General features: G+C 72.2%; 22 protein-coding genes. 16 read left to right on the top strand and 6 right to left on the bottom strand.

Annotated elements, in window-relative coordinates; genetic code table 11:
• Positions 1 to 10: 10 nt before the first annotated feature.
• Both E1294_RS09675 and E1294_RS09670 read right to left on the bottom strand, forming a co-directional pair.
• Positions 11 to 733, bottom strand: a complete 723-nt coding sequence (locus E1294_RS09675; protein WP_132506968.1) for a DUF4328 domain-containing protein — start codon at positions 731 to 733, stop codon at positions 11 to 13.
• Positions 734 to 779: 46 nt separating this feature from the next.
• Positions 780 to 1,427 carry a response regulator gene (locus E1294_RS09670; RefSeq protein ID WP_132506966.1) on the bottom strand — a complete coding sequence of 216 codons (648 nt, stop codon included), beginning with the start codon at positions 1,425 to 1,427 and terminating at the stop codon, positions 780 to 782.
• A 90-nt stretch (positions 1,428 to 1,517) separates the two neighbouring features.
• On the opposite strand from E1294_RS09670, the gene E1294_RS09665 reads away from it, so the two are divergent.
• Positions 1,518 to 2,195 carry an ABC transporter ATP-binding protein gene (locus E1294_RS09665; protein WP_132506964.1) on the top strand — a complete coding sequence of 226 codons (678 nt, stop codon included), beginning with the start codon at positions 1,518 to 1,520 and terminating at the stop codon, positions 2,193 to 2,195.
• The gene (locus E1294_RS09660; protein ID WP_132506962.1) at positions 2,192 to 4,120 is read left to right on the top strand and encodes an FtsX-like permease family protein; all 1,929 of its coding nucleotides are present in this window, start codon (positions 2,192 to 2,194) and stop codon (positions 4,118 to 4,120) included. Before E1294_RS09665 ends, E1294_RS09660 begins: the two co-directional genes overlap by 4 nt.
• 72 nt (positions 4,121 to 4,192) lie before the next feature.
• On the opposite strand, the gene E1294_RS09655 is transcribed toward E1294_RS09660, so the two are convergent.
• Complete coding sequence (locus E1294_RS09655) at positions 4,193 to 5,194, bottom strand: LLM class F420-dependent oxidoreductase (protein WP_132506960.1); 1,002 nt, start codon at positions 5,192 to 5,194, stop codon at positions 4,193 to 4,195.
• 80 nt (positions 5,195 to 5,274) lie between these two features.
• Here E1294_RS09655 and E1294_RS09650 point away from each other — a divergent pair, with 80 nt between their 5' ends.
• On the top strand, positions 5,275 to 6,702 hold the full coding sequence (locus E1294_RS09650; protein WP_132506958.1) for a sulfatase family protein: 1,428 nt from the start codon (positions 5,275 to 5,277) through the stop codon (positions 6,700 to 6,702).
• Here E1294_RS09650 and E1294_RS09645 read toward each other — a convergent pair.
• Positions 6,696 to 7,373 carry a FadR/GntR family transcriptional regulator gene (locus E1294_RS09645; RefSeq protein ID WP_246082908.1) on the bottom strand — a complete coding sequence of 226 codons (678 nt, stop codon included), beginning with the start codon at positions 7,371 to 7,373 and terminating at the stop codon, positions 6,696 to 6,698. The genes E1294_RS09650 and E1294_RS09645 overlap by 7 nt on opposite strands.
• A gap of 110 nt (positions 7,374 to 7,483) precedes the next feature.
• On the opposite strand from E1294_RS09645, the gene E1294_RS09640 reads away from it, so the two are divergent.
• Genes E1294_RS09640 through E1294_RS09630 form a run of 3 tightly spaced genes read left to right on the top strand, consistent with a single transcriptional unit; the run spans position 7,484 to position 10,156 of the window.
• The gene (locus E1294_RS09640) at positions 7,484 to 8,215 is read left to right on the top strand and encodes a (Fe-S)-binding protein (protein WP_132506954.1); all 732 of its coding nucleotides are present in this window, start codon (positions 7,484 to 7,486) and stop codon (positions 8,213 to 8,215) included.
• Positions 8,212 to 9,612, top strand: coding sequence for a lactate utilization protein B (locus tag E1294_RS09635; protein WP_132506952.1), 1,401 nt, complete (start codon positions 8,212 to 8,214; stop codon positions 9,610 to 9,612). Before E1294_RS09640 ends, E1294_RS09635 begins: the two co-directional genes overlap by 4 nt.
• The gene (locus tag E1294_RS09630) at positions 9,599 to 10,156 is read left to right on the top strand and encodes a LutC/YkgG family protein (RefSeq protein WP_132506950.1); all 558 of its coding nucleotides are present in this window, start codon (positions 9,599 to 9,601) and stop codon (positions 10,154 to 10,156) included. The genes E1294_RS09635 and E1294_RS09630 overlap by 14 nt, the downstream gene beginning before the upstream one ends.
• On the opposite strand, the gene E1294_RS09625 is transcribed toward E1294_RS09630, so the two are convergent.
• Together E1294_RS09625 and E1294_RS09620 are read right to left on the bottom strand one after the other, a co-directional pair.
• A complete protein-coding gene (locus E1294_RS09625) occupies positions 10,146 to 11,165 on the bottom strand; it encodes a baeRF2 domain-containing protein (protein WP_132506948.1) in 1,020 nt (339 codons plus the stop codon). The genes E1294_RS09630 and E1294_RS09625 overlap by 11 nt on opposite strands.
• A 1-nt stretch (position 11,166) precedes the next feature.
• Positions 11,167 to 11,571, bottom strand: coding sequence for a DUF2795 domain-containing protein (locus E1294_RS09620; RefSeq protein WP_132506946.1), 405 nt, complete (start codon positions 11,569 to 11,571; stop codon positions 11,167 to 11,169).
• A gap of 77 nt (positions 11,572 to 11,648) precedes the next feature.
• On the opposite strand from E1294_RS09620, the gene E1294_RS09615 reads away from it, so the two are divergent.
• From E1294_RS09615 to E1294_RS09570, 10 genes are all read left to right on the top strand, one after another.
• On the top strand, positions 11,649 to 12,728 hold the full coding sequence (locus E1294_RS09615) for a GNAT family N-acetyltransferase (protein ID WP_165977195.1): 1,080 nt from the start codon (positions 11,649 to 11,651) through the stop codon (positions 12,726 to 12,728).
• A gap of 81 nt (positions 12,729 to 12,809) precedes the next feature.
• On the top strand, positions 12,810 to 13,985 hold the full coding sequence (locus tag E1294_RS09610) for a bifunctional cobalt-precorrin-7 (C(5))-methyltransferase/cobalt-precorrin-6B (C(15))-methyltransferase (protein ID WP_132507064.1): 1,176 nt from the start codon (positions 12,810 to 12,812) through the stop codon (positions 13,983 to 13,985).
• Positions 13,986 to 14,055: 70 nt separating this feature from the next.
• A complete protein-coding gene (locus E1294_RS09605; RefSeq protein ID WP_132506942.1) occupies positions 14,056 to 14,901 on the top strand; it encodes a sirohydrochlorin chelatase in 846 nt (281 codons plus the stop codon).
• Between the two features lie 173 nt (positions 14,902 to 15,074).
• The gene (cobT, locus tag E1294_RS09600; protein WP_132506940.1) at positions 15,075 to 16,160 is read left to right on the top strand and encodes a nicotinate-nucleotide--dimethylbenzimidazole phosphoribosyltransferase; all 1,086 of its coding nucleotides are present in this window, start codon (positions 15,075 to 15,077) and stop codon (positions 16,158 to 16,160) included.
• A gap of 17 nt (positions 16,161 to 16,177) precedes the next feature.
• The gene (speB, locus tag E1294_RS09595; RefSeq protein WP_132506938.1) at positions 16,178 to 17,191 is read left to right on the top strand and encodes an agmatinase; all 1,014 of its coding nucleotides are present in this window, start codon (positions 16,178 to 16,180) and stop codon (positions 17,189 to 17,191) included.
• Positions 17,192 to 17,272: 81 nt separating this feature from the next.
• Entirely contained in the window at positions 17,273 to 18,505 is a 1,233-nt protein-coding gene (cobA, locus tag E1294_RS09590) for a uroporphyrinogen-III C-methyltransferase (protein ID WP_132506936.1), read from the top strand.
• Positions 18,506 to 19,341: 836 nt separating this feature from the next.
• Positions 19,342 to 21,774, top strand: coding sequence for a GTPase (locus E1294_RS54400; RefSeq protein WP_246082907.1), 2,433 nt, complete (start codon positions 19,342 to 19,344; stop codon positions 21,772 to 21,774).
• Complete coding sequence (locus tag E1294_RS09580; protein WP_132506934.1) at positions 21,771 to 23,393, top strand: GTP-binding protein; 1,623 nt, start codon at positions 21,771 to 21,773, stop codon at positions 23,391 to 23,393. The genes E1294_RS54400 and E1294_RS09580 overlap by 4 nt, the downstream gene beginning before the upstream one ends.
• 137 nt (positions 23,394 to 23,530) lie before the next feature.
• The gene (locus E1294_RS09575; RefSeq protein WP_132506932.1) at positions 23,531 to 24,250 is read left to right on the top strand and encodes a single-stranded DNA-binding protein; all 720 of its coding nucleotides are present in this window, start codon (positions 23,531 to 23,533) and stop codon (positions 24,248 to 24,250) included.
• 592 nt (positions 24,251 to 24,842) lie between these two features.
• The coding region (locus E1294_RS09570) for a GGDEF domain-containing protein (RefSeq protein ID WP_246082906.1) at positions 24,843 to 26,040 on the top strand (1,198 nt) is incomplete at its 3' end.

Here is a 26,040-nt window from a genome sequence, read left to right as displayed (position 1 = left end):
CCAACCGGTCCTAGCCCGTGCGTCCGATCGGGGTGGAGCCGGAGGCCGGGTGAGGCTGGGGAGAGAAGGCGCGTACGGTGCCGGGCTCCGCCGACAGGGGAACGCGGGAGTCCCGCTGGAGCCGGGTGAGCTCGCGTACGGTGGCCGCGCACAGCAGGGCGGCCAGCGCCGAGCAGGACAACTCCAGCATCCCCACCCCCGTCAGGTCGAGCTCCGACGAGCCGAGCGGCAGCCGCACGGTGACCAGCGCCAGCATGGCCAGCCAGCTCAGCCACCAGCCCGTCAGCAGCGCCAGCCACCGGCCGCGGCGGCCGGCGGGTGGCCGGGCGCCGCGCCACGCCTCGTCGACCAGCACTGCGGGGGCGATCAGGTTGATGCCGGGGATCAGCCAGGCGGCCGCCACGGGGCCGGTGGCGGCCGAGCGGTCGTTGGCCTGCCTGGCCCGCACGAGCCAGGTGACGTAGGCCGCGGCGACCGCGATGGAGGTGCCCGCCACCAGCATCATCAGCACCGCGAACACCGTCACCGCCCCGACCACGGCCTCCGCGTCGGCCCCGGTCGGCCGGCCGCCGAACGCGGCGAGCTGGACGGCGAGGTCGCGGCCCCGCGCCTGCTCGAAGACCACGAGAGCGCCGAGGGAGAGGACCTGGGCGGCCAAGGTCACCTGTACGGCCAAGGCGGCTCTCGCGGGCGATGCCTGGGTGTGGCGCACGTTGTTCTCCCCCCGGGCCATGCGCTGAGGTTCTGATTCACTTCTATCCCGCCAGCCCGTCGCTTAATCAGCTCACCACGCCGGATTCCCATGCCCACGCCGCGATTTCCACCCGGTTCCGCACGCCGAGTTTGGCGAAGATGCTGCCCAGATGCGTCTTGACCGTGGACAGCGACACGAACAGCTCCGCGGCCACCTCCTGGTTGGTGCGTCCCCTGGCGATCAGGCGCACGACGTCCAGCTCGCGTTCGGTCAGCGGGTCGTTCACGGGGGCCGGGGCCCGCCGGGGCTGGGCCACGTGCTGGAGCAGCCGTACGGTCACCGACGGCGACACCAGCGCGTCACCCGCCGCTGCGGCCCTGACGGCTTCGATCAGCAGCGTGGGCCCGCTGTCCTTGAGCAGGAACCCCGTCGCGCCGGAGCGCAGCGCTCCGTAGACGTACTCGTCCAGGTCGAAGGTGGTGACGATGACGACCCGCAGCGGGTTCTCCACGCCTGGGCCGGCCAGGGCGCGGGTCACCTCCAAGCCGTCGAGCTTGGGCATCCTGATGTCGAGGAGGCACACGTCGGGCCTGAGCCGGCGGGCCTCCGCCACGGCCTCGGCGCCGTCGGCCACCGCGGCCACGACCTCCATGTCCGGTTGTGCGTCCAGAATCATCTGAAAGCCGGTGCGTACCAGTTGCTGATCGTCGGCGATGAGAACCCGAATAGTCACGTACCAACTCTAGAGATCGGCCGTTCGGCCGATGCGGTCCTGGCCGCCCGGCCGATCCGCCGCATCCCCGGCCGCCCCGAAGCTGGACGCATGAACGACGTACTTGTTGGACGAGCCCTGGCCAAGCGGTTCGGGCAGACGGTCGCCCTGGGCGGCGTGGACATCACGGTACGAGCCGGCGAGGCCGTGGCGATCATGGGCCCGAGCGGGTCCGGCAAGTCGACGCTGCTGCACTGCCTGGCCGGGATCATGAAACCGGACTCGGGGGAGGTGCACCTGCTCGGCCGGCGCATCGACGCCATGTCCGAACGCCGGCGCAGCGCGCTGCGCCGCACCCGCTTCGGCTTCGTCTTCCAGTTCGGCCAGCTCCTGCCCGAACTGCCCGCCGAGGAGAACGTGGCGCTCCCGCTCATGCTGGACGGAGTGCCGCGAGCGCAGGCCGTGCACCGTGCACGCGAGTGGTTCGGGCCGCTCGGCCTGCAGTCCATGGAGACCAGGCGGCCCGGCGAGCTGTCCGGCGGCCAGGCGCAGCGCGTGGCCATCGCCAGGGCGCTGGTGAGCAGGCCGGCCGTGGTGTTCGCCGACGAGCCCACGGGCGCGCTCGACCAGCGGACCGGCCACGACACGATGCGGCTGCTCGCGGAGGCGACCAAGCACAACGACGCCTCCCTGATCGTCGTCACCCACGATCCGGACGTGGCCGCGTGGTGCGACCGCACGGTGGAGGTACGCGACGGCCTGATCCTGCCGAGCGGGGTGCGCGCGTGAACCTCGGCCTGACCTGGCGGCTGCTGAAGGGTGGCGGCAAGGGGTTGCTCGGCACCTGGCTCACCCTGGGCGCCGTCGCCGTGTCCACGGCGCTGCTGCTGTTCGCCGTGGCCGCGAACTTCGCCTTCGAGGCCAGAGGCGAGCGCGGCGCCTGGCGCAACCCGGTCCCCGCGACGTCCGGCGCGGTGGCCGTCGAGGCGTCCCGCTACGACTACGTACGCGACCAGGCGATCACCGTCGTCGACCTGGGCGCGCTCGGCCGGGCGCCCGCGCCCCCCGGCATGCCGCGCTTCCCCGCCCCAGGGGAGGTGTGGCTCTCACCCGCGCTGGCCGAGCTGGCCGCGCGGCTGCCCGCGGGCGAGCTCGCCGGCCGTTACCCCGATCCCGCCGGCGTGCTCGGCGACGAGGCGCTGATCCACCCGGACGAGTTCGTCGCCGTCGTCGGCCACGAGCCGGGCGACCTCGCGCTGACCGCGGCGCGCAGCGACGACTGGATCATCGCCAAGCCACCCACGAAGGTGGCCGATCTGGCGGGCACGCCGAGCGAGGACTCGGAGGCGTACCGGATGCTCGCGCTCATCGCGAGCGTGCTCATGGTGGTGCCGCTGCTGGTCTTCGGCGGCGCCGCGGCCAGGCTCACCGTGGCCAGACGTGACCAGCGGCTGGCCGCGCTGCGCCTGGTCGGCGCGACGCCGGGGCAGGTCGTCGCCATGACCGTGGCGGAGGCGATGATCGTCGCGCTGGCCGGCGCCCTCGTGGGGACGGTCGCGTTCGCCCTGGCCGTGCCGTTGCTGGGGGGCATCGAGATGCAGGGCGGCCCGTGGTTCGCCGCGGACCTGTTCCCCGGCCCGCTGATCCTGGTCGCGGTGCTGGTCGCGGTGCCGCTGCTGGTGGGGCTCTCCGCGGTGATCGGGCTGCGGCGCGTCGTGGTGAGCCCGCTCGGCGTGGCCAGGCGGGAGACCCCGCCCGCCATGCGGTTCGTCCGGGTGCTCGCCCTGCTGGCGGTGCTGGCCGTGTTCCCCATGCTGAGCCGGGGTTCCAGCGTCGCGATCGTCGCTGTGGCGATCGGCCTGGCCTTCCTCTGCGTCAACCTGGCCGGCCCCTGGGTGGTCGGCGTGATCGGCAGGATCACGGCCGCGAGCGCGCGCAGGCCCGCCCGGCTGCTCGCGGGCCGGCGGCTGGTGGACGACCCGCGCTCGGCCTGGCGCACGGTGAGCGGCGTGGCGCTGACCGGGTTCGTGGCGGGCTTCCTCGGCCTGCTCAGCCCGGGAGCGTTCGAGAGCGAGGCGGGGCCGCCCCAGCTCCGGGTCACCGCGCCCGCCGGGCAGGCGGCGAAGGTGACCGAGCAGGCCCGCGAGCGGCTGGCGAAGGCCCACGTGCCGGCCACCGTGAAGGCGGAGGACCGGGTCGTCGTCGCGGCTCTGGGCAGCACCGCCGACGCGGCCGCCGTCGATCGGGCGCGCACCGCGCTCGCCGGGCTCGTCCCCGGCCGCACCCCCACGACGAAGACCGACGACCAGCGGTTCGGCGTGCAGATCCTGGCCGACGTCCGCGTGGGCACGATCGTCGTGTTGTCGGTGTCGTTCCTCGTGGCCATCGCCAGCGCGGGCATCACGGCCGCGTCGGCGATCCTGGACCGGCGGCAGACGTACGGGCTGCTGCGCCTGGCGGGCACGCCGCTGGAGGTGCTCGACAGGGCCCGCCGCGCCGAGACGCTCATCCCGCTGGCGGTGATGGGCGGCGGCGCGATCCTGGTGGGGGTGTTCTGCGCGACGCCGTTCATGCTGGGCGGGGTCAGCACGGTGGGTGCGGTCACGCTGCTCGCCTGCGTCGCGGCCGGCTTCGCCGGCGTGATCGGGGCGGGGGCGCTGAGCCGGCCGCTGCTGCGGTCAGTCACCGCCGACCCGGCGCCGCGCCCCGACTGACCGCCGGGCCTGGGCGGCTCAGCCCGGCACGAGGCCGCGCTCCGGCTTCAGCGAGGGCCCGTCCTGGGAGGCTCAGCCCAGGACGAGGTCGCGCACCAGCTTCAGCGAGGGCTCGTCGCGCGGGCCCATGACCAGCAGGCTCGTGACGGGGCTGGCCCGCCAGAACTCCAGGCGTTCCTTGATCCGGCCGGGCGGGCCGACGAGCGAGATGCCGTCGGCCAGCTCGTCCGGGATCGCCCGGAACGCCTCGTCCCTGCGCCCGGCCAGGTAGAGCGCCTGGATGTGCTCCGCGGCCTCGGCGTAGCCCATCCTGCCGATGATGTCGGCGTGGAAGTTGCGCTGCTTCGCCCCCATGCCGCCGATGTAAAGGGTCAGCATCATCTTCACGCCGTCGAGCGCGGAGCGGACGTCGTCGGAGATCACCACCATCACCATGGCCGCCACGTCGAAGCCCTCGGGGGCGCCCGCCAGCGACGCGCCGTACATCTCCTCGATCTTGGAGGGGAACACGAACAGCGGCAGCCAGCCCTGGGCGACCTCGGCGGCCAGGGCCACGTTCTTCGGGCCCTCCGCCCCGAGGTAGACGGGGATGTCGGTGCGGAGCGGGTGGGTGATGAGCTTGAGCGGCTTGCCCAGCCCGCCCGCGAGCGGGAGCGGGTAGTGCGAGCCGTCGCTGGTGACCGGCTCCTCGCGGCGCCACACCTTGCGCATGATCTCGACGTATTCGCGGGTCCTGGCCAGCGGCTTCGCGAACGGCTGGCCGTACCAGCCCTCCACGACCTGCGGGCCCGACGCGCCCACGCCGAGCAGCAGCCGGCCACCGGTGAGGTGGTCGAGGGTCATCGCCGTCATCGCCGTCGTGACGGGCGGCCTGGCCGAGATCTGGGCGATCGAGGTGCCCAGCTTGATGCGGCTGGTACGCGCGCCGTACCAGGCCAGCGGGGTGAAGACGTCGCTGCCGTACGCCTCCGCGGTCCACACCGAGTCGTAGCCGAGCCGCTCGGCGGCGAGCACCGACTCCGTCGCGTCGTCGGCGCCGCGCTGCCAGTAGCCGAGATTCAGGCCGAGCTTCATGATCCACCTCCGGAGGTAGATTCCATTCACCCCGGGGAGCTCTCCCGTGTCAATGGACATCTCGGGGGAAGTGGAAGCCTGTGCTGAAGGCTCTGTCGCGACTCGTCTGCCTGCTGCTTCTCCTGCCGGCGGGCGGAGTCGCGACGGCCGAGGGCGGCTCCCGGCCGAACATCGTGTTCGTGCTGGCCGACGACCTCGAAACCGGGACGCTCGGCTATTTCCCGAACATCACCCGGCATCTCGTCCACCAGGGTGCCTCGTTCGAGCGGTATTTCGTGACCAACCCCTGGTGCTGCCCGTCGAGGGCGTCGACGTTGCGCTCGCAGTACGTCCACAGCCATCGCGTATGGACCAACACCGCACCGGAAGGCGGGTTCGACCGCTTTCATACGCAAGGACTGGAACGTTCCACCGTCGGGACCTGGATGAAGCAGGCCGGCTACCGCACCGCCCTCATGGGCAAATATCTCAACCACTATCCCGGCGCCACGGCCCAGGAGACGTATGTGCCGCCCGGCTGGGACGAGTGGGCCGTGCCGGTGCGCAAGCTCTACCAGGAGTACGGCTACCGGCTCAACGAGAACGGCCGCGTGGCCGACTACGGCTGGTCGGAGAACGACTACCTGACCGACGTGCTGTCCCGCAAGGCCCGCGGCTTCGTCACGGCGTCGAAGGAGCCGTTCTTCCTTTACCTGGCGCCCATCCCGCCGCACAACCCGGCCAATCCCGCGCCCCGGCACGCCGGCGCCTTTCCCGCCGCCAAGGCGCCGCGGACCCCGTCGTTCGACCAGGCGGACGTCAGCCGCGAGCCGCTGTGGGTGCGCGAACTGCCGAGGATCGGGCCGGCCGGCGAGGAGCGGATCGACGAGCGGTTCCGCGCCAGGCTGCGGGCCATGCTCGGCGTGGACGACCTCGTCGGCTCGCTGGTCCGGAGCCTTCGGGAGTCGGGCAAGCTCGACGACACCTACATCTTCTTCGCCTCCGACAACGGCTTCCACCTGGGCACCCACCGGCTCAGGCGGGGCAAGACCACCCCGTTCGAAGAGGCGGTCAGGGTGCCGCTCGTCGTCCGCGGCCCCGGCGTGGCCGCGGGCTCCAGGGTCTCCTCGCTGACCTCCGTGGTGGACCTGCCGGCGACGTTCGCCGCCCTGGGCGGGGCCACGCCGCCGCCGTTCGCCGAGGGGCGCTCGCTGGTGCCGCTGCTGGCGGGCCGGCCGCCGGCGGAGTGGCGCAGGAACGTGCTGTTCGAGTTCGCCAGGCCGGCGAACAGGGCGTCGGCCCGGCAGACTCCGGTGCCGGGCTATCGGGCGTTGCGCACGGAGCAGTACACCTATGTCCGGTACGACACGGGGGAGCGGCAGCTCTACGACCTGCACGCGGATCCGTACCAGCTGGACAACCTCGCAGGGAGCGCCGATCCCGCGCTGGTGGCCGATCTGGAGCGGCGGCTGCAGGCGATGATGGCCTGCTCGGGCGTCACCTGCCGGCAGGCGGACATGGCTCAGTGATCGAACAGCGACGGATACGCGTGCGCCAGGTGCTCCGAGACCGCCCTGGCGGCCGCGTCCGCGTCGCCGGCCTCGATGGCCCGCAGGATGCGTACGTGGCCCGCGCGCAGGATCGCGGTGTCCCCGAGGCGTTCGACCGCTTCGACCGCGTACCTCCGCATCGAGTCGCGTAGCGAGCGCATGATGGCCGCGATGAGCCGGTTGCCGGACGCGTCCGCGATCGCGCAGTGGAAGGCGGTGTCGTGCTCCACGAACTCCTCCGCCGTTCTCGCCCCGTCCATCCCGGAAAGCGCGGCGGTCAGCGCGGACGTGCCGGCCCTCGCCGAGGCCGCGTGGGAGGCGGCCCACTGCTCGATCATGTGCCGGGTGTCGATGACCTCGCGCAGCTTCAGGCCCGCCATGCCGAGGTGCAGCCGGAGCAGGTCGGTCAGTGCCGTCTCCGGGCGCGAGGTCAGCACCGCGCCCGCGTCGGGGCCCCTGCCGACCTGCGAGGAGACCACGCCGAGCGACTCCAGGACGCGCATGGCCTCGCGTACGGACGACCGGCTGACGCCGAGCTGCTCGGCCAGCTGGCGTTCGGCGGGCAGCCGGTCGCCGGCGGTGAGGCCGTCCTCCGCGATGCGCCGCTCGATCTGGGCGAGCACGTCCTCGAACGTCCGCGTCCGCTTCACGGGACGCCAGCCGCCGCCGTCCAACGGAACCTCCCCATGGTGGCCGGAAAGAGCGTGGTTCGGTATGGTCTGACCATACTGTGGTCGGACCATACCTCAGAAGGAGAGTCGTGCGAGTCGCCCTGTTCATCACGTGCGTGAACGACACGCTCTTCCCCGGCACGGGCAAGGCCGTCGTGTCGCTCCTGCGCAGGCTCGGCTGCGACGTGGACTTCCCCGCCGCCCAGACGTGTTGCGGGCAGATGCACGTCAACACCGGCTACCGGGAGGAGGGCGTGCGGCTGGCGCGGCACTTCACCGAGGTCTTCGCCGGATATGACGCGGTCGTGGCGCCGTCAGGGTCGTGCGCGGCCATGGTCCGCGAGCAGTACCCGAAGCTGGCCCGGCCGGGCAGCAGGGGAGCGGCGGCGATCGCCGAGGTCGCGCCGAAGGTGTACGAGCTGTCGGAGTTCTTGGTCGACGTCCTGAAGAAAGACGATGTAGGCGCATATTTCCCGCACCGGGTGACATATCACCCGACGTGCCACTCGCTCCGCGGCCTCCGCCTGGGCGACCGGCCGGCCAGGCTGCTGCGGAACGTCCGCGGGCTCGAGCTCGTGCCGCTGCCGGGCGCGGAGGAGTGTTGCGGCTTCGGCGGCACGTTCGCGGTCAAGAACCCGGCCGTCTCCGCAGCGATGGGCGCCGACAAGACCCGCAACATCCTGGACACGGGGGCCGAGGTGATCTGCGCGGCGGACAACTCGTGCCTGATGCACATCGGCGGCACCCTGAGCCGCCAGAGGACCGGGGTCAGGACGATGCACCTGGCCGAGATCCTCGCATCGACGGAGGAGGCCCAATGAGTGCAACGTTCCTCGGCATGCCCGGAAATTTCCCGAAAAACGCCTCGCAGGCCGTACAGAACTCCCAGCTCCGCTACAACCTCCGCAAAGCCACCCACACCATCCGCGGCAAGCGCGCCGGCGTCGTCGCCGAACTGCCCGACTGGCAGGAACTCCGCGCGGCCGGCAAGGCCATCAAGGATCACACGCTCCGCAACCTCGACCGCTACCTCGTCATGATGGAGGAGGCGGTGACCAGGGCGGGCGGCACCGTCCACTGGGCCAGGGACGCCGCCGAGGCCAACCGCATCGTCACCGGCCTGGTCCAGGCCACGGGCGAGCGCGAGGTCGTCAAGGTCAAGTCGATGGCCACCCAGGAGATCGGGCTCAACGAGGCGCTGGCCGAGCAGGGCATCGCGGCGTACGAGACCGACCTCGCCGAGCTGATCGTCCAGCTCGGCGACGACTTCCCCAGCCACATCCTGGTCCCCGCGATCCACCGCAACCGGTCGGAGATCCGGGAGATCTTCCTCGACAAGATGCCCGAGGTCCCGGAGAACCTCACCGACGACCCACCCGCGCTGACCGAGGCGGCCCGGCTTCACCTGCGCGAACGCTTCCTCAGAAGCAGGGTCGCCATCTCCGGCGCGAACTTCATGGTGGCCGAGACCGGCACCCTCGTCGTGCTGGAGTCCGAGGGCAACGGCCGCATGTGCCTGACCCTCCCGGAGACGCTCATCAGCGTGGTGGGGATCGAGAAGCTCCTCCCCTCATGGCGGGATCTCGAGGTGTTCCTCCAGCTCCTGCCGAGAAGCTCCACGGGTGAGCGGATGAATCCCTACACGAGCATGTGGACGGGCGCCGTCGAGGGCCAGGACTTCCACCTGGTCCTGCTCGACAACGGCCGCACCGACGTGCTCGCCGACGAGGTGGGCCGCCAGGCGCTGCGCTGCATCCGCTGCTCGGCCTGCCTGAACGTGTGCCCGGTCTACGAGCGCGCGGGCGGCCACGCGTACGGCTCGGTCTATCCCGGCCCGATCGGCGCGATCCTCACCCCGCAGCTCAGGGGCATGTCGTCCGAGCTCGACGCCTCGCTGCCGTTCGCCTCCAGCCTCTGCGGGGCCTGCTACGACGTCTGCCCGGTCGCCATCGACATCCCGGAGGTCCTGGTGGACCTGCGGTCCAAGGCCCCTCACCCGGCCGCCGAGCGGGCGGGCATGAAGGTCGCCGGCTGGATACTCAACGACCACGTACGGCTCGCCAAGGCCCAGCGCGCGGCGGCCCGCCTGCGCGGGCTGCTGCCGAAGCGGCTGCCGGGGCCGGCGTCGGCGTGGACGGACACGCGGGATCTCCCCGAGATCCCGGCCGAGTCCTTCAGGGACTGGTGGGAGCGAGGAGGGCCGGATGAGCGCGCGTGACGAGATCCTCGCCAGGATCGGCCGGGCCGTGGCAGGCGCGCAGGACGTCGATATCCCCCGCGGCTACCGCACGACCCAGCGGGTGGACGACCTCGTGGGCCTGTTCGCCGAGCGCGTCGACGACTACCGCGCGATCGTGCACGTCATCCCCGAAGCCGACGTGCCCGGCAGGATCGACGAGCTCACCGGTGACCGGCGCATGATCGTCCCCGACGGCTTCGACCGCGCGGGCGGCTGGTCCGACCTCGGCACGTCCGACGGCGTGATCACCGGTTGCGCCGTGGCCGTCGCCGAGACGGGCACGATCGTCCTCGACCACGGCCCCGGGCAGGGAACGAGAGCGCAGACGCTCGTCCCCGACTACCACCTGTGCGTGGTGCGGGCCGCCCAGATCGTGGCCGGCGTGCCGGAGGCCGTCGCCAGGCTCGACCCGTCGCGCCCGCTCACCTGGATCAGCGGCCCCTCGGCCACCAGCGACATCGAGCTCAACCGGGTCGAAGGCGTGCACGGCCCCAGAACGCTCGAAGTGATCATCAGTACCTGAGCACGGCCGCCACGTCGGCGACCGCTCCGGTGAACCACAGCTCCGCGTCCGTCATCGCGGTGGCCCGGACCAGCGCGGAGTCGCTGCGCTCCCGTACGGGCTCGGGCACACCCCAGCGCCGCAGCTCGTCCGGGTCGGTGGCGAGCTGGGTGCCGCCCTCGCCGATCCAGACGGGCTTCGGCAGCTCACCGGGCGTGAGCACGGCCTGCACCCGGCCCTCGCGCAGGGCGTGCGCGACCCTCGCCATCCCGGTCGGCCCGTTCATCTCCTGGTGACGTTCCAGCAGCTCGGCCCGCTTGCGGTCGAGCCAGCCGTCCAGCGCACGTTCCACGTCCTCCTCGAACTGGCCGTGGTTGGAGCGGCTGCCGTGCTCGACCATCAGCACTCTGTCGGCGGTCTTGGTGCCGAGGTGCTGCAGCAGGTACGAGCGCGACTTGGCCTCGCCCGCCACCAGGATCAGCTCGGGGCCGATGCGGCGCGCCTGCTCGTCGACCTCCTGCGCGACGGCCACGGCGTTCTTCTCCCAGGTCTCGTCCACCGCCCGCTCGTACCGTTTCTGCGACCAGCCGCCCTGAGAGGTCTTCTGCAGCGGCCACGAGGCCGCCTCCACCACGGTCCGGCGGGGCGACCCGGCGCCGAACACCGTCACCTCCGCTCCCGCGTGGTCCACGATCACCCTGATGTGCGGCACGTTCTCGCCGCGCCGTACGAGCATGGGCGTGACGCACGGCAGAGGCGACCACAGGGCCAGCGGGTGAGGCGGCTCCGCGAGGGGCTCGGCCAGCACCACGTCTCCGTGGGCGGCGAACAGCGACCGCCCTGGCGTGGCCAGGCGGGCCTCCTCCTCCAGGGCGTCCAGGGTGGCCTTGCGGCTCTCGCCGTTCGCCTCCAGGCGGTCGCGCAGGCTGCGCCACTGGGCCTTGCGCTCGGGGATGGTGAGCGCGCCCAGGTACACCGAAGCGTACGGGCCCTTCCGCTCGTACAGCGGGCGGATGAGGTCGAGCCGCACGTCACCACCTCCGCTTTTCCACGCCGAGCCCGAGCGCCTCCGCCACCTCCGCCACATTCGCGAAGCGGCGCTCAGGGAGGGAGTCCACCATGTCGGCCACCTCGTCCGGCGCGTCCACACGCGCGATGTGCCCGGCCAAGTCGTGCTTCGACGCGGGCCAGTGCGCGTCGCTCAGCCACTTGGCCAGATCGCTGCGGACGTCGACGCCCCGTTGGGTGATGCCCTCAGGGGTGCCGGGCTCGTGTCCTGGCGGGTACGACTGCGACTCCTCGCCGGGTGCAGGCATGGCCTCGGGCTCCTTCCACTCCTCGGCGTGCGTCGTGCCGCCGCCGCGGACCATGCCCTCGGTCTCGTGCTTCTGCTCTTCGTCCAGCCGGGGACCGTGCTTGTCGCTCCCACGTTCCATGGTTCTCTCACTCCTCTCAATTGCGCCCCTACCCCTGCTTTCGTGGGCAAACATCGCGAGTGTGTACCCTGCCGAGGGTGTTCGATCCCGACGTGAGCATCGCCACGGAACGGCTGACGCTGCGGCCCTTCGGCCTCCAGGACGCCGCACGGATCCGTGCCATCGTCAAGTCGGACGCCCGGTTCCTGCCGCCGGGCGCGCCCGACAGGGCCTCGGGGGTCCCCGCCTGGCTGGCCAGGGGCGTGCACGAGCTGCGCCGCTCGGGGCAGGGCGTCCACCTGGCGATGATCGCCGCCGAGGGCCTCGTCGTGGGCGCCATCAGCCTGTTCAAGACCTCGTGGAACGCCGGCACGACCGAGGTCGGCTATGGTGTCCACCCGCTCTACCGCGGCCGCGGCTTCGCCACGGAGGCCGTACGCGCGCTGACGGCCTGGACCTTCGAGGCCACCGGACTGCGCAGGATCGACCTGACCGCCGACATCGGCAACATCGCCTCGCTCCGCGTGGCCCAGAAAGCGGGCTTCACCTGGGAAGGCGTGCTGCGGGCCGCGGTGCTGGACGACGACGGGCCGCACGACCTCGTCATGTTCGGCCTGCTGCGCGAGGACCGCCGCACCCCCTCCGACACCCTGCCCAGGACCGAACTGCGCACGGAGCGGCTGCTGCTCAGGCCGCCCGCCCCCGGCGACGTGCCCGACCTGGCCGCCACGGCCGCCGACCCGGTCACCCAGGCCAGGACGGGCGTGCCGCGCGGCTACACCGAAGAGCACGCGCGGGAGTTCGTCGACTTCTGCGAGCGCACCCGGATCAGGGGCGCGGGCATCGCCTGGACCGTGGAGGAGCAGGAGACCGGCCGCTACGCCGCGACCGTGGACCTCAGAGACGTCGACTGGTCCCACCGGACCGCGGAGATCGGCTACATGACCGCTCCCTGGGCACGGGGCATGGGGTACGCGGGCGAGGCCGTGCTCGCGATCGCGCGCTGGCTGTTCGAGCGGCACGGCTTCAACCGGCTCCAGCTGCGCTCGGCCGTGTCGAACACCGCCTCCCAGCGCGTGGCGGAGAAGGCCGGCTTCGTCCGCGAGGGCGTCGCCCGCGCCTCGCTCGGCGGCGACGACCTGGTGATCTACAGCCTCATCCCGTCCGACCTGGCCTGAAGGCACACCGGACTTTCCCTCGCACCCTTTGTGAAACCACCCGGGAGCCGTCACCCTTGAGTTGAGGGACGGTGAGGCGTGATGATCACGGTGGTCGGCTGGGACGGATCGGAGCTCTCCCCCGGAGCGGCGGAGAAACTGCGCGAGGCCCGGCTCGTCATAGGTCCCGACGCCATCCTGGGGCAGCTCAAGCTCTCCGCGCCGGCCGTGTCCGACGGCTCGCTGCTGGAGACCCTCGACGACCATCTCGAACACGGCGAAGGGCCCGTGGTCGTGCTGGCGGAGGGGGATCCGGGCTTCTTCGGCGTCGTACGCACCCTGCGGGCCCACGGCGCCAAGCCGGCCGTGCTGCCGGCGATGTCGCTGGTCACCCGCGCCTTCGCCTGCGCCGGGCTCAACTGGGAGGACGCGCTCGTCGTCGCCCCGTCCGGCCCCGGCGAGCTCGGCCGCGTCGTCAACGCCTGCCGCGCCCACCCCAAGGTGGCGCTGCTCGTGACCCCCGGCGTCGGTCCCGGTGAGGTCGCCAGGGAACTGGCTCCCACCACGCCGCGCGCGCTCCTCGTGTGCGAGGACCTCGGCGGGCCCGACGAGCGCGTCACCCACAGCCGCATGGGCGAGGCCACGACCCGGCCGTGGAAGGATCCCGACGTGGTCCTCGTCATCGACCCGCTCCACCAGCCCAAGGAGCCGAGCTGGGTCGCGGGGGCGCGGCCGGGGCCGGCCGAGTGGGCGCTGCCGTTCGAGGGCGCGCTGCCCGCGGAGGCCAGGGCGTACATCCTGGCCAAGCTCGGCCCCCGCCTCGGCGACCTGGTCTGGGACGTGGGCGCGGGAGCCGGCGAGATCGCCGTCGAGTGCGCCAGGCTGGGCGCGGCCGTCGTGGCCGTCGAACGCGACGAGGCGTCGTGCGCCAGGCTGCGCGCCAACGTGCTCGAACACGGCGTCAAAGTGGCTCTGACCAGGGGACAGGCGCCGCCGGCGCTGGAGCCGCTGCCCGATCCCGACGCCGTCTACGTGGGCGGCGGCGGCCCCGACGTCATCGTCGCCTGCGCCGCCAGGGGCCCCCGCTCGCTCGTGTGCGTGGTCAGGAAGTTCGAGCAGGTTCCCGCCGTGCTCGACCGCCTGCGCGAGCAGGGCTACCGTGGCGAGGGCACCCAGATCCTGGCCTCGACGCTGACGCACGATCCCGACGGATCGCACCACCTGACCGCCGCCGAGCCGGTTTTCGTCGTGCACGCGACACCCGCGCACACAACGTGACCTGTTCCCTACCGCTGTGCATCGGTTATCCTCGCGTGACTTTGTCTAGCGCACCGGAGAATCCCTCACAATGAAGCCGCCGCTCCTGCTGATCGGGCAGGGCTCACAGGATGACGCCTACGCCGCGGAGTTCGGCAGGTTCGTACATCGGCTCCGCTGCCGACTCGACCAGACGGGCGCCGACGTCTCGGGCGGCTATCTCGAGCGCGCCACGCCCAGGCTGAGCGACTCCGTCGCCTCCCTGGTCGCCAGAGGGCACCATCGGCTCGTGGCGCTGCCGCTGAGCCTCAGCAGGGTGAGCGACGACTTCCCCGCCGCGATGGCCCGTGAGCAGCAGCGCCACCCCACGCTGATGTACGACTACGGCCGTCCGCTCGGCCCGGACCCCCGCGTGCTCGCGCTGCTGGCCGAGCGACTCAACGACGCCGCCACCGAGATCTCCAGGCCGCGCGCTCTCGAACTGGCGGGCGCCAGGCCGCGGCTGCGGGCCGTCGACTCGCTGCCCGCCGAGGATTACCACGCGCACGTCGAGCCGGGTGACACCGCTGTCGTCCTGGTCGGCGAGGGCTCGACCGACGCGGCCGCCAACGCCGAGATCCACCGGGTCTCGCGGCTGTTCTGGGAGACGCACGCCTACGACTTCATGACCGTCGAGACCGCGTTCGTGTCCGTCACCCCACCCGGGGTGCCCGGCGGGCTCGAGCGCTGCCGCCGCCTGGGGGCCAAGCGGGTGATCGTGGTGCCCTACCTGCTGTTCGCCGGCGGCCTGCTGGAGCGCGTGTGGGCGCAGGCGCTGGCGTACGGCGCGGGGCACCCCGATCTCGACATCCGCTGCGCCGAGGTGATCGGCGACTGTGAGACCCTGGCGGACGTCGTGATCGACCGATACGAGGAAGCGCTCCAGCTCGTCCCGTGACCGTAGGTTCACGGCCCTTCGACCTCGGTTCACACCAGCCAGTCTCGCGACGCGGACGCACCGGCTCGTCCGGTGGCCTAAGGTCGCAAACGTTCGTCTCGTGGCCTCAGGTCACACCAGCTCGTCCCGCTCCCGGAGGTCCACTCCAGCTCGTCCTTTGACCGGAGGTTGCCGTGCTCGCAGAGACGCTCGCCGCGATCCGCCCCGCCGACCAGCGGGCACTCGCCGAGGCCCGCGCCCACCAGGACCGCCTCACCAAGCCCCGCGGCTCGCTCGGCGCGCTGGAGGACGTCGCGATCCGGCTCGCCGGCGCGGCGGGCGCCTGCCCGCCGCCCATGCCCTCACCCGCGGCGCTGGCCATATTCGCCGCCGACCACGGCGTGCACGCCCGCGGCGTCTCCCCGTGGCCGCAGGAGGTCACGGTGCAGATGGTCGCCAACTTTCTTTCCGGAGGCGCGGTCGCCAACGCCTTCGCCGCCCAGGCCGGGGTGCCGGTGACGGTGGTGGACGTCGGGGTCGCGGCCGACCTGCCCGACGCGCCCGGCCTCGTCAAGCGCAAGATCGCGTATGGCACCGCGGACCTGTCCCGAGGGCCCGCGATGACCGTCGACCAGGCCGTCAGGGCGCTGGAGGCCGGCATCGTCGTGGCCAGGGGGCTGGTGGCGGAGGGCGCGCGCTGCCTGATCGCCGGCGACATGGGCATCGCCAACACCACGGCCTCGGCCGCCCTCGTCTCCGTCTTCACCGGCAAGGACCCTGCCGAGGTGACCGGCAGGGGCACCGGGATCGACGACGACACCCACAAGCGCAAGGTTGCCGTCGTCCGCGAGGCGCTGCACGTCAACGGCCTGTCGCACGACGAGCCTCAGCCCGCCGGTTCGTCGCCCAGCGAGGCGCTGCGTGCCCTGGCCGCCGTCGGCGGGTTCGAGCACGCCGCCATCGCGGGCTTCATCCTGTGTGGCGCGGCGGCCCGCGTGCCGGTGATCCTCGACGGCGTGATCGCGGGCGCGGGCGCCCTCGCGGCGGCCGCGCTCGACCCCGCCACCACCGACCACTGCGTGGCCGGGCACCGCTCCGCCGAGCCCGGCCACGCCGCCACGCTCGACCACCTCCGCCTGCGCCCCCTGATAGACCTGGAAATGCGGCTCGGCGAGGGCACCGGCGCGCTGCTCGCGCATCCGATGGTCTGCGCGGCCGTGCGGATGATGCACGACGTGGCCACGTTCGACGCGGCAGGGGTGACCGAGAAGCCCGTGTGACACCTGGAGGTGAGAGCTTGTCCCGCTACGGCCCTATGTACGGCCCCGACATCACGTTTCTCGGCGTCGACCGCTGCGACGTGGCCGATCCGGCGAGCTACGAAGGCGCCGACGTGGTGATCGTCGGCGCTCCGTTCGACGGGGGCACCTCCAACCGCCCCGGCGCCAGGTTCGGGCCGATGGCGTTGCGCCAGGCCTGCTACCTGCCGCACGACGGCTCCAGGCCCAGCCTGGCGCTGCGCGTCGACGCCCTGCGCGACCTGCGGGTCCTCGACGCGGGCGACGTCGAGTGTTACTCGGGCGACGTGGAGGGTTCGCTGGCCGCGATCGAGGAGGCGGTGCACCGCGTCGCCGCCTCGGGCGCCGTCCCGCTGGTGCTCGGCGGTGACCACACGGTCGCGCTGCCCGACGCCAGGGGCACCGCCAGGGCGTACGCGCCCGGCCGTACGTCGATGATCCACTTCGACGCGCACGCCGACACGGGGAACATCTCGTTCGGCCACCTGTACGGCCACGGCCAGCCGATGCGGCGCCTCATCGAGTCCGGTGCCATCCGGGGTGACAGGTTCCTGCAGCTCGGGCTGCGCGGCTACTGGCCGGAGCCGGAGACGCTGGGCTGGATGGCCGCCCAGAACATGCGCTCCTACGAGATGACCGAGATCGTCGCCCGAGGGCTCGAAGAATGCCTCACGGAGTCGTTCCAGATCGCGCTCGACGGCTGCGACCAGGTCTTCCTGTCCGTCGACATCGACGTGTGCGACCCGGGTCACGCGCCCGGCACCGGCACGCCCGAGCCCGGCGGGCTGACGGCCAGGCAGCTCCTCGACGCGGTCCGCAGGATCTGCTACGAGCTGCCCGTGGCGGGGATGGAGGTGGTGGAGGTGGCGCCGCCGTACGATCACGCGGACATCACCGCCTACCTCGGCAACCGGGTTATCCTTGAGGCCTTGTCAGCGATGGCCAGACGCCGCAAGGACGATCAGGGCGGGCCGCGCTGGGATCCCCGTCAGCCGCTCCTTGACGGTCGTTAGCCCGCGCGCAGCACTTCGACGCAGTGACAGCCGGTAGGTTTTACCTCCTAACACAACCTTCGCGAACGGGAGATTCCCCCCATGGGTCCCTACCTCCTCGGCCTGCGGCTTTCCGGCCGCCGGGTCCTCGTGGTGGGCGGCGGGCGCGTCGCGCAGCGGCGGGTCCCCGCGCTGCTCGAGGCCGGCGCGGAGGTCACGGTCGTGTCGCCGGGCGTGACCCCGGCCCTTGACGACCTCATCGCCGCGGGCAGGGTCACCTGGCACGCCCGGCCCTACGAAGTCGGCGACTGCGACGGCGCCTGGCTCGTGCAGGCCTGCACCGACGACAGAGCGGTCAACACGGCGGTCGCCGCCGAGGCCGAGGCCAAGCGTGTGTGGTGTGTGCGGGCCGACGACAAGGACGCCTCCGCCGCCTGGACCCCGGCGACGGGCCGCGTCGACGAGATCAGCGTGGCGGTCACGGCGGGCGGCGATCCGCGCAGGGCCGCCGGCATCAGAGACGCCGTCGTCGGCGCGCTGCGCGACGGCACGGTCGACGCCCGGCGCAACCGCACCAAACCCGTCGGCGTCGCCCTGGTCGGCGGCGGGCCCGGCGACCCCGGCCTGATCACCGTGCGCGGCCGCCAGCTGCTCGCGCAGGCCGACGTGGTGGTGGCCGACCGGCTCGCGCCCCGCGCCCTGCTCGACGAGCTCGCCCCCGACGTCGAGCTGATCGACGCGGCCAAGGTCCCCTACGGCAGGGCGTTGTCCCAGGAGACGATCAGCGAGCTGCTGGTCGATCGCGCCAGGCAGGGCAAGTTCGTGGTCCGGCTCAAGGGCGGCGACCCGTTCGTGTTCGGGCGCGGCGGCGAGGAGATGATCGCCTGCGCCCACGCAGGCATCCCGGTGCTGGTGGTGCCGGGCATCACGAGCGCCGTCGCGGTTCCCGCCGCGGCCGGGGTGCCGGTCACGCATCGAGGTGTCAGCCAGGAGTTCCACGTGATCTCCGTGCACGTGGCGCCCGACGACCCCAAGTCCACCGTCGACTGGCCCGCGATGGCCCGTTCCCAGGGCACTCTGGTGCTGCTGATGGCCGTCGAGCGGCTCGCGAAGGTGGCCGAGGCACTCGTTCGAGACGGACGTGCCCCGGAGACTCCCGTAATGGTGGTGCAGGACGGTACCCTTCCGACCCAGCGGGCGGTCACCGCTTCGCTTTCCACCGTGGCCGACCGCGTGTCCGCGGCTGGGATCCGCCCGCCGGCGATCGTCGTCGTCGGTGACGTCGTGAGGGTCGGCCAGGAGGTCGAGATGGTTCGAGCGGAGCGCTTGCCGTGAACACGGCCATGGATGACGGGCGGCAGGAGTCACCCGGGGAGCAGACGATGAGCTTCCGCCCGGTGACTGACGATGACCTCGACGAGGTCCGGGACGACAGCGCCCCGGAGAGGGCGCGAGAGGAGCCGGAGGTGGTGGACAAGCGCGCACGTGAGCCGTCGGCCTCGCAGAAGCCCGCGGCGGCCGAGAATCCTTCCATTGCGCTCGAGGCCGCCGAGGAGCCGTCGGGGCGGCAGTCCCTGTTCGAGAAGCCGGCCGCCCTGCGCGCGCCTACGGCCCCTGACGACTCCGGCGCCGCCGAACGCCCCTCGCTCTTCGTCAAGCCCGCCTCACTCGGCGGCCCGGGCCCGCGCAAGACCCCCGCGCCTCATGACGGCCCTCCCGGCCGTGGACCTGCCGCACGCGAAGAGCCGCCCGCGGACGAGGGGTCTCCTGCCGGCGGTGGCTTGTTCGCTCGTAAACCCGCCGCCCGTCCCGGGTCTGGCGCCGGTTCCGGGTCTTCTGGCCGTTCCGGGCGTGAGGCCGGTTCCACGCCTGGAGCCGGATCCGAGCCCGCGGCGCACGACGAGCCACCCGCGCGCCCCAGCCTCTTCGCGCGCAGACCTGCCGTCCGGGGCAGGCCGGGAGCTCGGGGTACGCCTCCCGCACGCGCTGCCGCCGGTGACACGGAGGCGGAGGGGCCAGGCGGCGACGTCCCGGCCCCGTCGGAGCGCGCGGTCACCGCGGCAGGCGCCACCAGAGAGGCACTCACCGAAGCGGCAGCCCGAGACGAAGCGGCAGCACAAGCCCGCGATGGGGATTCTCCCGGCGCGCAGCCCGCCGACGAGCCCGCCGGGGTGCAACGCGCCAACGAGGAGTCCGTCGGTGGGGGGCCCGCCGCCGAGGAGTCTGCCGGTGGGAGGCCCGCTGACGAGGAGTCCGTCGGTGGGAGGCCCGCCGACGAGGAGCGTGTCGGCGGGAAGTCCACCGACGACGAGTCAACCGGCAAGGAGCCTGTGCACGAGGAGCCCGTCGGGGTGCAGCCTGCCGAGGAGGAGCCCGCTGGCGAGCCGGCCACCGGTGCGCCGCCGTCCGGCGAGGGTTCAACTGCCGGTCGGCCGTCCGGCAAGCGGACCCCCGGCAAGCGTTCCCCAGGCGGACGGCGGCCCGGCAAGCGGACCACCGGCGGGCGACCGTCGAATGAGCCACACTCCGGTGAGTCGCCGGCCGACGAGCCGGAGCCTCAGACCGGCGACGCACCCCGGAAGGGGAAGCGCTCGGCAACGACCGACGCCCCCGCGAAGGCCGGTGCCTCAGCGGCGAGTGGCCGACCAGGAGCGGTCGACGCGCCCGCGGAGTCCGGCGTACCAGGAGCCGGTGGCGAGCCCCGAGCGGCCGGCGAGCCGGAGCCGGCCGCTGAGGCGGCGGCGATCGGTGACGCGGGGTCGCGCGGTGATGCCGAGACCGTCGGCCGTGCCGCGACCGGCGGTGGTGTCGAGACCGTCGGCGGTGCCGCGGTCGGCGGTGATGCCGAAAAGCTCGTCGACGCGGCGGCCGGTGGCGAGTCCGACGCCGTCGTCGGCGAGGCGGTCGGTGTGGCCGAGCAGGCCGGTGGCCAGGAAGCGGGCGGGCGGCCGGCCGGTGAGGAGTTGCCGGCGGAGGCGGCCGAGACGCTCACGACCGCACTCGACACCCTCCGCGAGAGCGTCGCCGACCTGCACTTCGGGCTCGACCTGCCCGGCGTGGAGGAGGCCAGGCAGGCACAGGCCGATCTGCTGGCCCAGCTCGAGGGCTACGTGCTGCCCAGGGTCAAGACCAGCGCCGCTCCCGCGCTCATCGTGGTCGCCGGCTCGACCGGCGCCGGCAAGTCCACCCTGGTCAACACGCTCGCCGAGAAGACCGTCTCGCGCACCGGCGTACGCCGCCCGACCACCGGCACCCCCGTCCTGGCCTGCCACCCCGACGACCGCGAGTGGTTCGCGGATGGCGAGTTGCTCGGCGGCCTCCAGCGTCTCGACGCGCCCACACCCGACGCCGGGCCGGGCAGCCTGGTCCTCGTCTCGACCGGGAAGCTCCCTCAGGGCGTCGCGCTGCTCGACACCCCCGACATCGACTCGGTCGTGGAGGAGCACCACGACGTCGCGCACCGCATGCTCGACGCCGCCGACCTGTGGATCTTCGTGACCACGGCGGCTCGCTACGCCGACGCCCCGGCCTGGAACCTGCTGCGCCTGGCCAAGGAGCGGGGCGCCCGGCTCGCCATCGTGCTGTCGCGCGTGCAGCCCCGGTCCGCCGACGTGGTGCTCAAGCACTTCGTGCGCATGCTCACCGAATACGGCATGGGCGACATCGACAGGTTCGTCATCAACGAGGCGAAGGTGACGGACGGCAGGCTGCCCGACAGCGAGGTCACCGAGTTGCGGCTCTGGCTGGCCGAGCTCTCGGTCGACGAGGAGCGCCGGGCGCAGGCCGTACGCGAGACGCTCAACGGCGTGCTGGACAGCTTCCGCACCCGCGTACCCGCGCTGGCCAAGCACCTGGAGGGGCAGGTCGCGTTCAGGACCGAGCTGCGCAGCGACGTGGAGGCGGCCTTCCGCGGAGCGTTGGCGGAGATCGACAAGGCGTACAAGAACGGCTCGCTGCTGCACGGCGAGGTGCTGGCCCGATGGCAGGACTTCGCCGGTTCCGGTGACCTCATGCGCTCCCTGCAGCTGCGCAGGCGCGGGAAAGCGGCCAAGCAGGCGCCCGAGCGCGTGCTGGCGTTCAAGGCGGCGATCCGCACAGGCCTCGAGTCGGTGATCGTCGCCGCCGCCCACCGCGCCTCCGAGGAGGTGGTGGCGCGGTGGCGGCACCGTTCCGAGCTGGGTGCCAAGATCTCGGAAAGCCTCGACAGCCCGTCTGACAACCTCATCCGCCACACGGGCCGTGCCATCGCCTCCTGGCAGGATCACCTGGGCGAGCTCGTACGCACGGAGGGCGTGGCCAAGCGGTCGGTGTCGAAGCTGGTCTCGTTCGACCCCGACTCACTCGCCCTGATCTTCATGGTCGCGATGTTCAGCGGGAGCAACGGCGAGGGCGTGCCACATCGGCTGGTCAACGCCCTGCTCGGCGCCGAGTCGCTGCGTGGCATCGGCGCCAAGGCGCTCAGCGACCTGCGCACCCGGATCAGCATGCTGTTCGACGAGGAAGCCATGCGTTACGTGAAAGCGCTCGACTCCGCGGGCATTCCCGATGAGTCCGTCGCAACCCGCCTCTACCAGGCAACGTACAACCTCGAGGTCGCTCGATGACCACCACGACCACCAGGCCGGGGCTCGCTCCGCGGTTGACCGCGCTCACCAAGGTGGTGGAGCTGGGCCCGGGGCGGCTGGACAAGAAGCTGCTCGACGAGGCGGGCGGGCTGCTCCTTCGGGCTGGGGAGCGGCTCAAGCTGTCGTCCGACCACACGGTCGTCGCCCTCGCGGGAGGCACCGGCAGCGGCAAGTCGTCGTTGTTCAACGCGATCTCCGGGCTTGAGCTGTCGCCCACCGGCGTACGCCGGCCGACCACCGCCCGCACCCACGCCTGCGTGTGGGGGCTGGAGGGCGCCGGACCGCTGCTCGACTGGCTGCAGATCCAGTGGCGGCACCGCTTCTCCCGCGCCAGCGCCCTCGACAAGGGCGACAGCCAGCTGCACGGGCTCATCCTGCTCGACCTGCCCGATCACGACTCCATCAGGGCGCTCACCGACACCGAGGCCGACCGGCTCATCGGGCTGGCCGACCTCGTGGTGTGGGTGCTCGACCCGCAGAAATACGCCGACGCCTCCACACACCGGCGCTACGTCACGGATCTGGCGGGGCACGACGCGGTCACCGTGTTCGCGCTCAACCAGGCCGACCGGCTCACCACCGAAGAGCTGGCCGAGCTGGTCATCGACCTCAACGACCTGCTGCGCCGCGAAGGCGTCGACCACCCCAGCGTCGTCCCCACCTCGGCGGTCACCGGGCGGGGCGTCGAAAGCCTCAAGAGCGTCATAGCGACCGCCGTCTCCCGGCGGCGCGCCGCCATCCAGAAGCTCGAGGCCGACCTGCACCGCCTGGAGCAGCGCCTCGGCGAGGCCATGCCGCTCGGTGAGGCGCTCTCCGCGCCGTCGTCGGTCGACGAGGCCCGGCGGATGGGGCTGACCGACGCGCTCTGCGACGCCGTGGGCGTGCCCGCGGTGGGCGAGGCCATGGAGAACGTCTACGCGGAGCGGTCCGGCCAGTGGGTCGGGTGGCCGTACCCTCGGTGGTTCGCGAAGCTGCGCCCCGATCCGCTGAAGGCCCTGCGCCTCGAGGACGTGAGCGCGGAGATCCGCGGCATCACGGCCGGTTCCGTGAGCGCCCAGTCCGCCGAGGTCGCCAACGCCGTGCAGGCGCTCGCCGACGGGCTTTCCGTCGGGATGCATCCGGTGTGGCGCTCCGCGGTGCACCAGGCCGCCAGGTCGCGCTCCGGCCAGCTCCCGCAGGCGCTGACCGAGGACCTCACGGAGGTGGCGCCGCAGCTCGACCGGATACCCGGCTGGTGGCGCGCGCTCAGGGTGTGGCAGTACACCCTGGTGGCGGCGTTCGTGGCCGGGGTGGCCTGGCTGGTGGCCGGGCTGCTCGTGCCGGGACAGCTGCCTCCGCAACTGGAGTTGCTCGGCGAAGGCGCGGCGCTCCCCTGGGTGGGACTGATGATGGCCTCGGTGCTGGGGCTTGGGGCGCTGTCGGGCATCGCCGCACGCAACTTCGTCGAGCTGGGCGCGTCCCGGGAGCGTGAGCGGCTGGAGCGGGAGATGAGGCGCAGGGTGGCCGCTGTGTCCGCGGCGATGGTGGTGGAGCCGGTGGAGCGGGAGCTGGGCCGCCATCACTCCTTCTTCACCGCGTTGCGGGACCTGTCGGCCTGACCCTCCGTCCACAGGCCCTCCCGCCGCCCTTCCCTCTGTCCACAGAACCGCGTTCCGTACGCCGCCCCCACGCCTCCCCGCGGCACGCTGGGCCCCAGATCGCGGGCACCCGGCCCGCCACATGGGGAGGCACAAGGATGAATGACATCTACGTCACGCTGACCGGAAACGTCGCGGCAGAGCCGAGGCAATACAGCTTCGACGAAGGCACCAAGGTCACTTCGTTGCGGGTGCTCACCTCACACCGCTACTTCGACAGGAAGACGGGCCAGTGGACAGACGGTGAGAAGGTGTGCTTCACGGTTCGCTGCTGGCGTGCCCTGGGAGACAACGTCGCGGCCTCCATCCGCGCCGGCCAGCCCGTGGTGGTGTCGGGCAAGCTGCGCATCCGCGAGTTCGGCGCGGAGGGCGACCGGCGCTTCGTGCCCGAGATCGAGGCCAGCGCGGTCGGGCACGATTTGCGCTGGGGCACCGGCGTCTTCGCCAAGCCGGAGCGCGGCGGCGGGCTCGGCTCGATGAGCAAGGAGATGCGCGAGCGCCTGGACGAGGAGACCCGCGACTGGGCCATGGGCTCACGCCCCTTCCGCCTGTCCCGCCCTGAGCCCACCCCGGAAACCGACACCACCGGCGCCGTCACACCGTCGAAGGGCGGCACCACTGAGGCTTCCGCCCCGCCGAAAGACGACACTGCCGAAGCCGTCACGCCGTCGAAGGGCGACACCGCCGGAGTTCTCGCCCGGCCGAAGGGCGGCACCGTTCGCATCCTGGGAGCCGAAGCCGACCGGTCTGCCACCGGAGGCGGGAGCTCTGACGACGAGGAGCGGCAGCTGAAGCTGGAGGAACGCGCGGCGGCGTAGACCCGCGCACGGGGGCGTCGGCACTGCCCGATGCCCCCGGCCCAGCACACCCGGCACCGCCGCGCCCAGGGTTCAGGGGGTTGCCGGTGAGCTGGCTTGGATGGTGCCTTCGAAGGCCGCGCACCGTTGATGGGCCGGCCAGGAAGGGGCGAGGGCGTGGGGTGTCGCCGGCAGGCCGATCGGGTGGTTTCCGCCTACCACGGCGACGACAAGGGCGGATGGATCACACGCTGGGAGAGCAGGCAGGCAGGCGTGGCTTGAGCGGAGGGGGAGGGGGCACCGGCATGGCCCGAACTGGCACCCCGAGGGCGGCCGATGGAGTGTAGCTCTGATCAGGTGGCTAGAGCACCTGATAGGTCCAGGTCACGCCCCGCACCATGGCTGCTCCTTTCCAGCACGGCTCCACAACACCGCCCGCTCATGGATTGAGCGGGAGTGGTCCATATCAACGTATCGGTTCCCATCGCGCAACGCACACTCCGCAATTATTGTGTTACACATCGTTAGTTAGGGAGGAGACGCGATGGCGGCGACCGGTCACGCCTCGATCAAGTCTCATGACGGTGTGTCAACACTCGCTGGTCGATGGCCATTGCTTGGGCAACGCCGCCCGCTCGTGGTCTATCTGTGCGCGATCGTCGGTCTCGATCTCATCGCGATGGTGGTGCTCGGGGCGTCCACCACGTTGCGGTGGCGGGATCTGCTGATGTTCTGCGCCCTCATGGGGTGCGGCGCGGTGTGCATCGAGGCGACCAGACGCCTCGGCATGCCCGCCGGGGTCGCGCGAGACCTGCTGTCCGCCTGGTGGCTGCCCGTGGCGCTGCTCCTGCCGCCGGTCTACGCGCTCTTCTCGCCGATCGTGCTGCAGATCCTGCTGCAGGTGCGGGTGAAGGCGACGGTGCTCTATCGGCGGGTCTTCAGCTCGGCCGCCATCGGCCTGGCAGGGTGTGCGGCCTCCCTGGCGTTCCACCATGTCGTCGACGATCCGTGGGCGCTGTCGCAGGGCGACGGCGGCTCGATCTTCTACGCGGTGGCGGCGGCCGCGCTCTTCTCGCTGCTCAACATCTCCCTGATCGCGATCGCCGCGCACACCGCCGACCCCGAGACACCCTGGCGCGAGGTGTTGTGGAACAAGGAGAGCCTGCTGCTCGACATCGTCGAGCTCTGCCTGGGCGTCACGGTGTCGATCGGCTGCGGCGTCAACCTGGTGCTGCTGCTCCTCGCGCTGCCGCCGGTGGTGCTGCTGCAGCGCAGCCTCCTGCACGCCCAGCTCCAGGCAGCCGCCCGCACCGACGCCAAGACCGGTCTGCTCAACGCGGCCGCCTGGCAGCGCGAGGCCGACACCGAGATCGTCCGGGCGCGCCGCACCGGCGACACCCTGGCGCTTCTGATCATCGACATCGACCATTTCAAACGCGTCAACGACGCCCACGGCCACCTGATGGGCGATCAGGTGCTGGTGGGGGTGGCGGCCACGCTCCGCAGCCAGCTGCGCGACTACGACGTGGTGGGCAGGTTCGGCGGTGAGGAGTTCGTCGTGCTCCTGCCCGGGGCCGACATCCACGAGGCGCGCCGGGTCGCCGAGCGCCTGCGCACCCGCATCGGCCGCATGGCCATCCCCGCCGACGACGCCCTGATCAGGGTCACCATCTCGGTCGGCGTCGCGTTGATGAGCGTGCACGGCGACGACCTGATCGAGCTGCTGGCCGCCGCCGACCTGGCCCTCTACCGAGCCAAGGAGCTCGGCCGTGACCGCGTCTGCGTCCCCGTCGTCCAGCCACCCCCACGAC

Origin of the sequence: Nonomuraea diastatica (assembly GCF_004349015.1) — a bacterium.
GTDB lineage: Bacteria > Actinomycetota > Actinomycetes > Streptosporangiales > Streptosporangiaceae > Nonomuraea > Nonomuraea diastatica.
The sequence above is the reverse complement of the archived record's forward strand: the minus strand, read 5'-3'. Positions and strand labels throughout refer to the sequence as shown.

Bases quoted from the DNA above. Each gene is read 5' to 3' on its own strand.
- E1294_RS09620 (WP_132506946.1), bottom strand. From the start codon at position 11,571: ATGGAACGTGGGAGCGACAAGCACGGTCCCCGGCTGGACGAAGAGCAG.
- cobA (WP_132506936.1), top strand. From the start codon at position 17,273: ATGGGTCCCTACCTCCTCGGCCTGCGGCTTTCCGGCCGCCGGGTCCTC.
- E1294_RS09655 (WP_132506960.1), bottom strand. From the start codon at position 5,194: ATGAAGCTCGGCCTGAATCTCGGCTACTGGCAGCGCGGCGCCGACGAC.
- E1294_RS09575 (WP_132506932.1), top strand. From the start codon at position 23,531: ATGAATGACATCTACGTCACGCTGACCGGAAACGTCGCGGCAGAGCCG.
- E1294_RS09675 (WP_132506968.1), bottom strand. From the start codon at position 733: ATGGCCCGGGGGGAGAACAACGTGCGCCACACCCAGGCATCGCCCGCG.
- E1294_RS09635 (WP_132506952.1), top strand. From the start codon at position 8,212: ATGAGTGCAACGTTCCTCGGCATGCCCGGAAATTTCCCGAAAAACGCC.
- E1294_RS09630 (WP_132506950.1), top strand. From the start codon at position 9,599: ATGAGCGCGCGTGACGAGATCCTCGCCAGGATCGGCCGGGCCGTGGCA.
- E1294_RS09610 (WP_132507064.1), top strand. From the start codon at position 12,810: ATGATCACGGTGGTCGGCTGGGACGGATCGGAGCTCTCCCCCGGAGCG.
- E1294_RS09665 (WP_132506964.1), top strand. From the start codon at position 1,518: ATGAACGACGTACTTGTTGGACGAGCCCTGGCCAAGCGGTTCGGGCAG.
- E1294_RS09605 (WP_132506942.1), top strand. From the start codon at position 14,056: ATGAAGCCGCCGCTCCTGCTGATCGGGCAGGGCTCACAGGATGACGCC.
- E1294_RS09580 (WP_132506934.1), top strand. From the start codon at position 21,771: ATGACCACCACGACCACCAGGCCGGGGCTCGCTCCGCGGTTGACCGCG.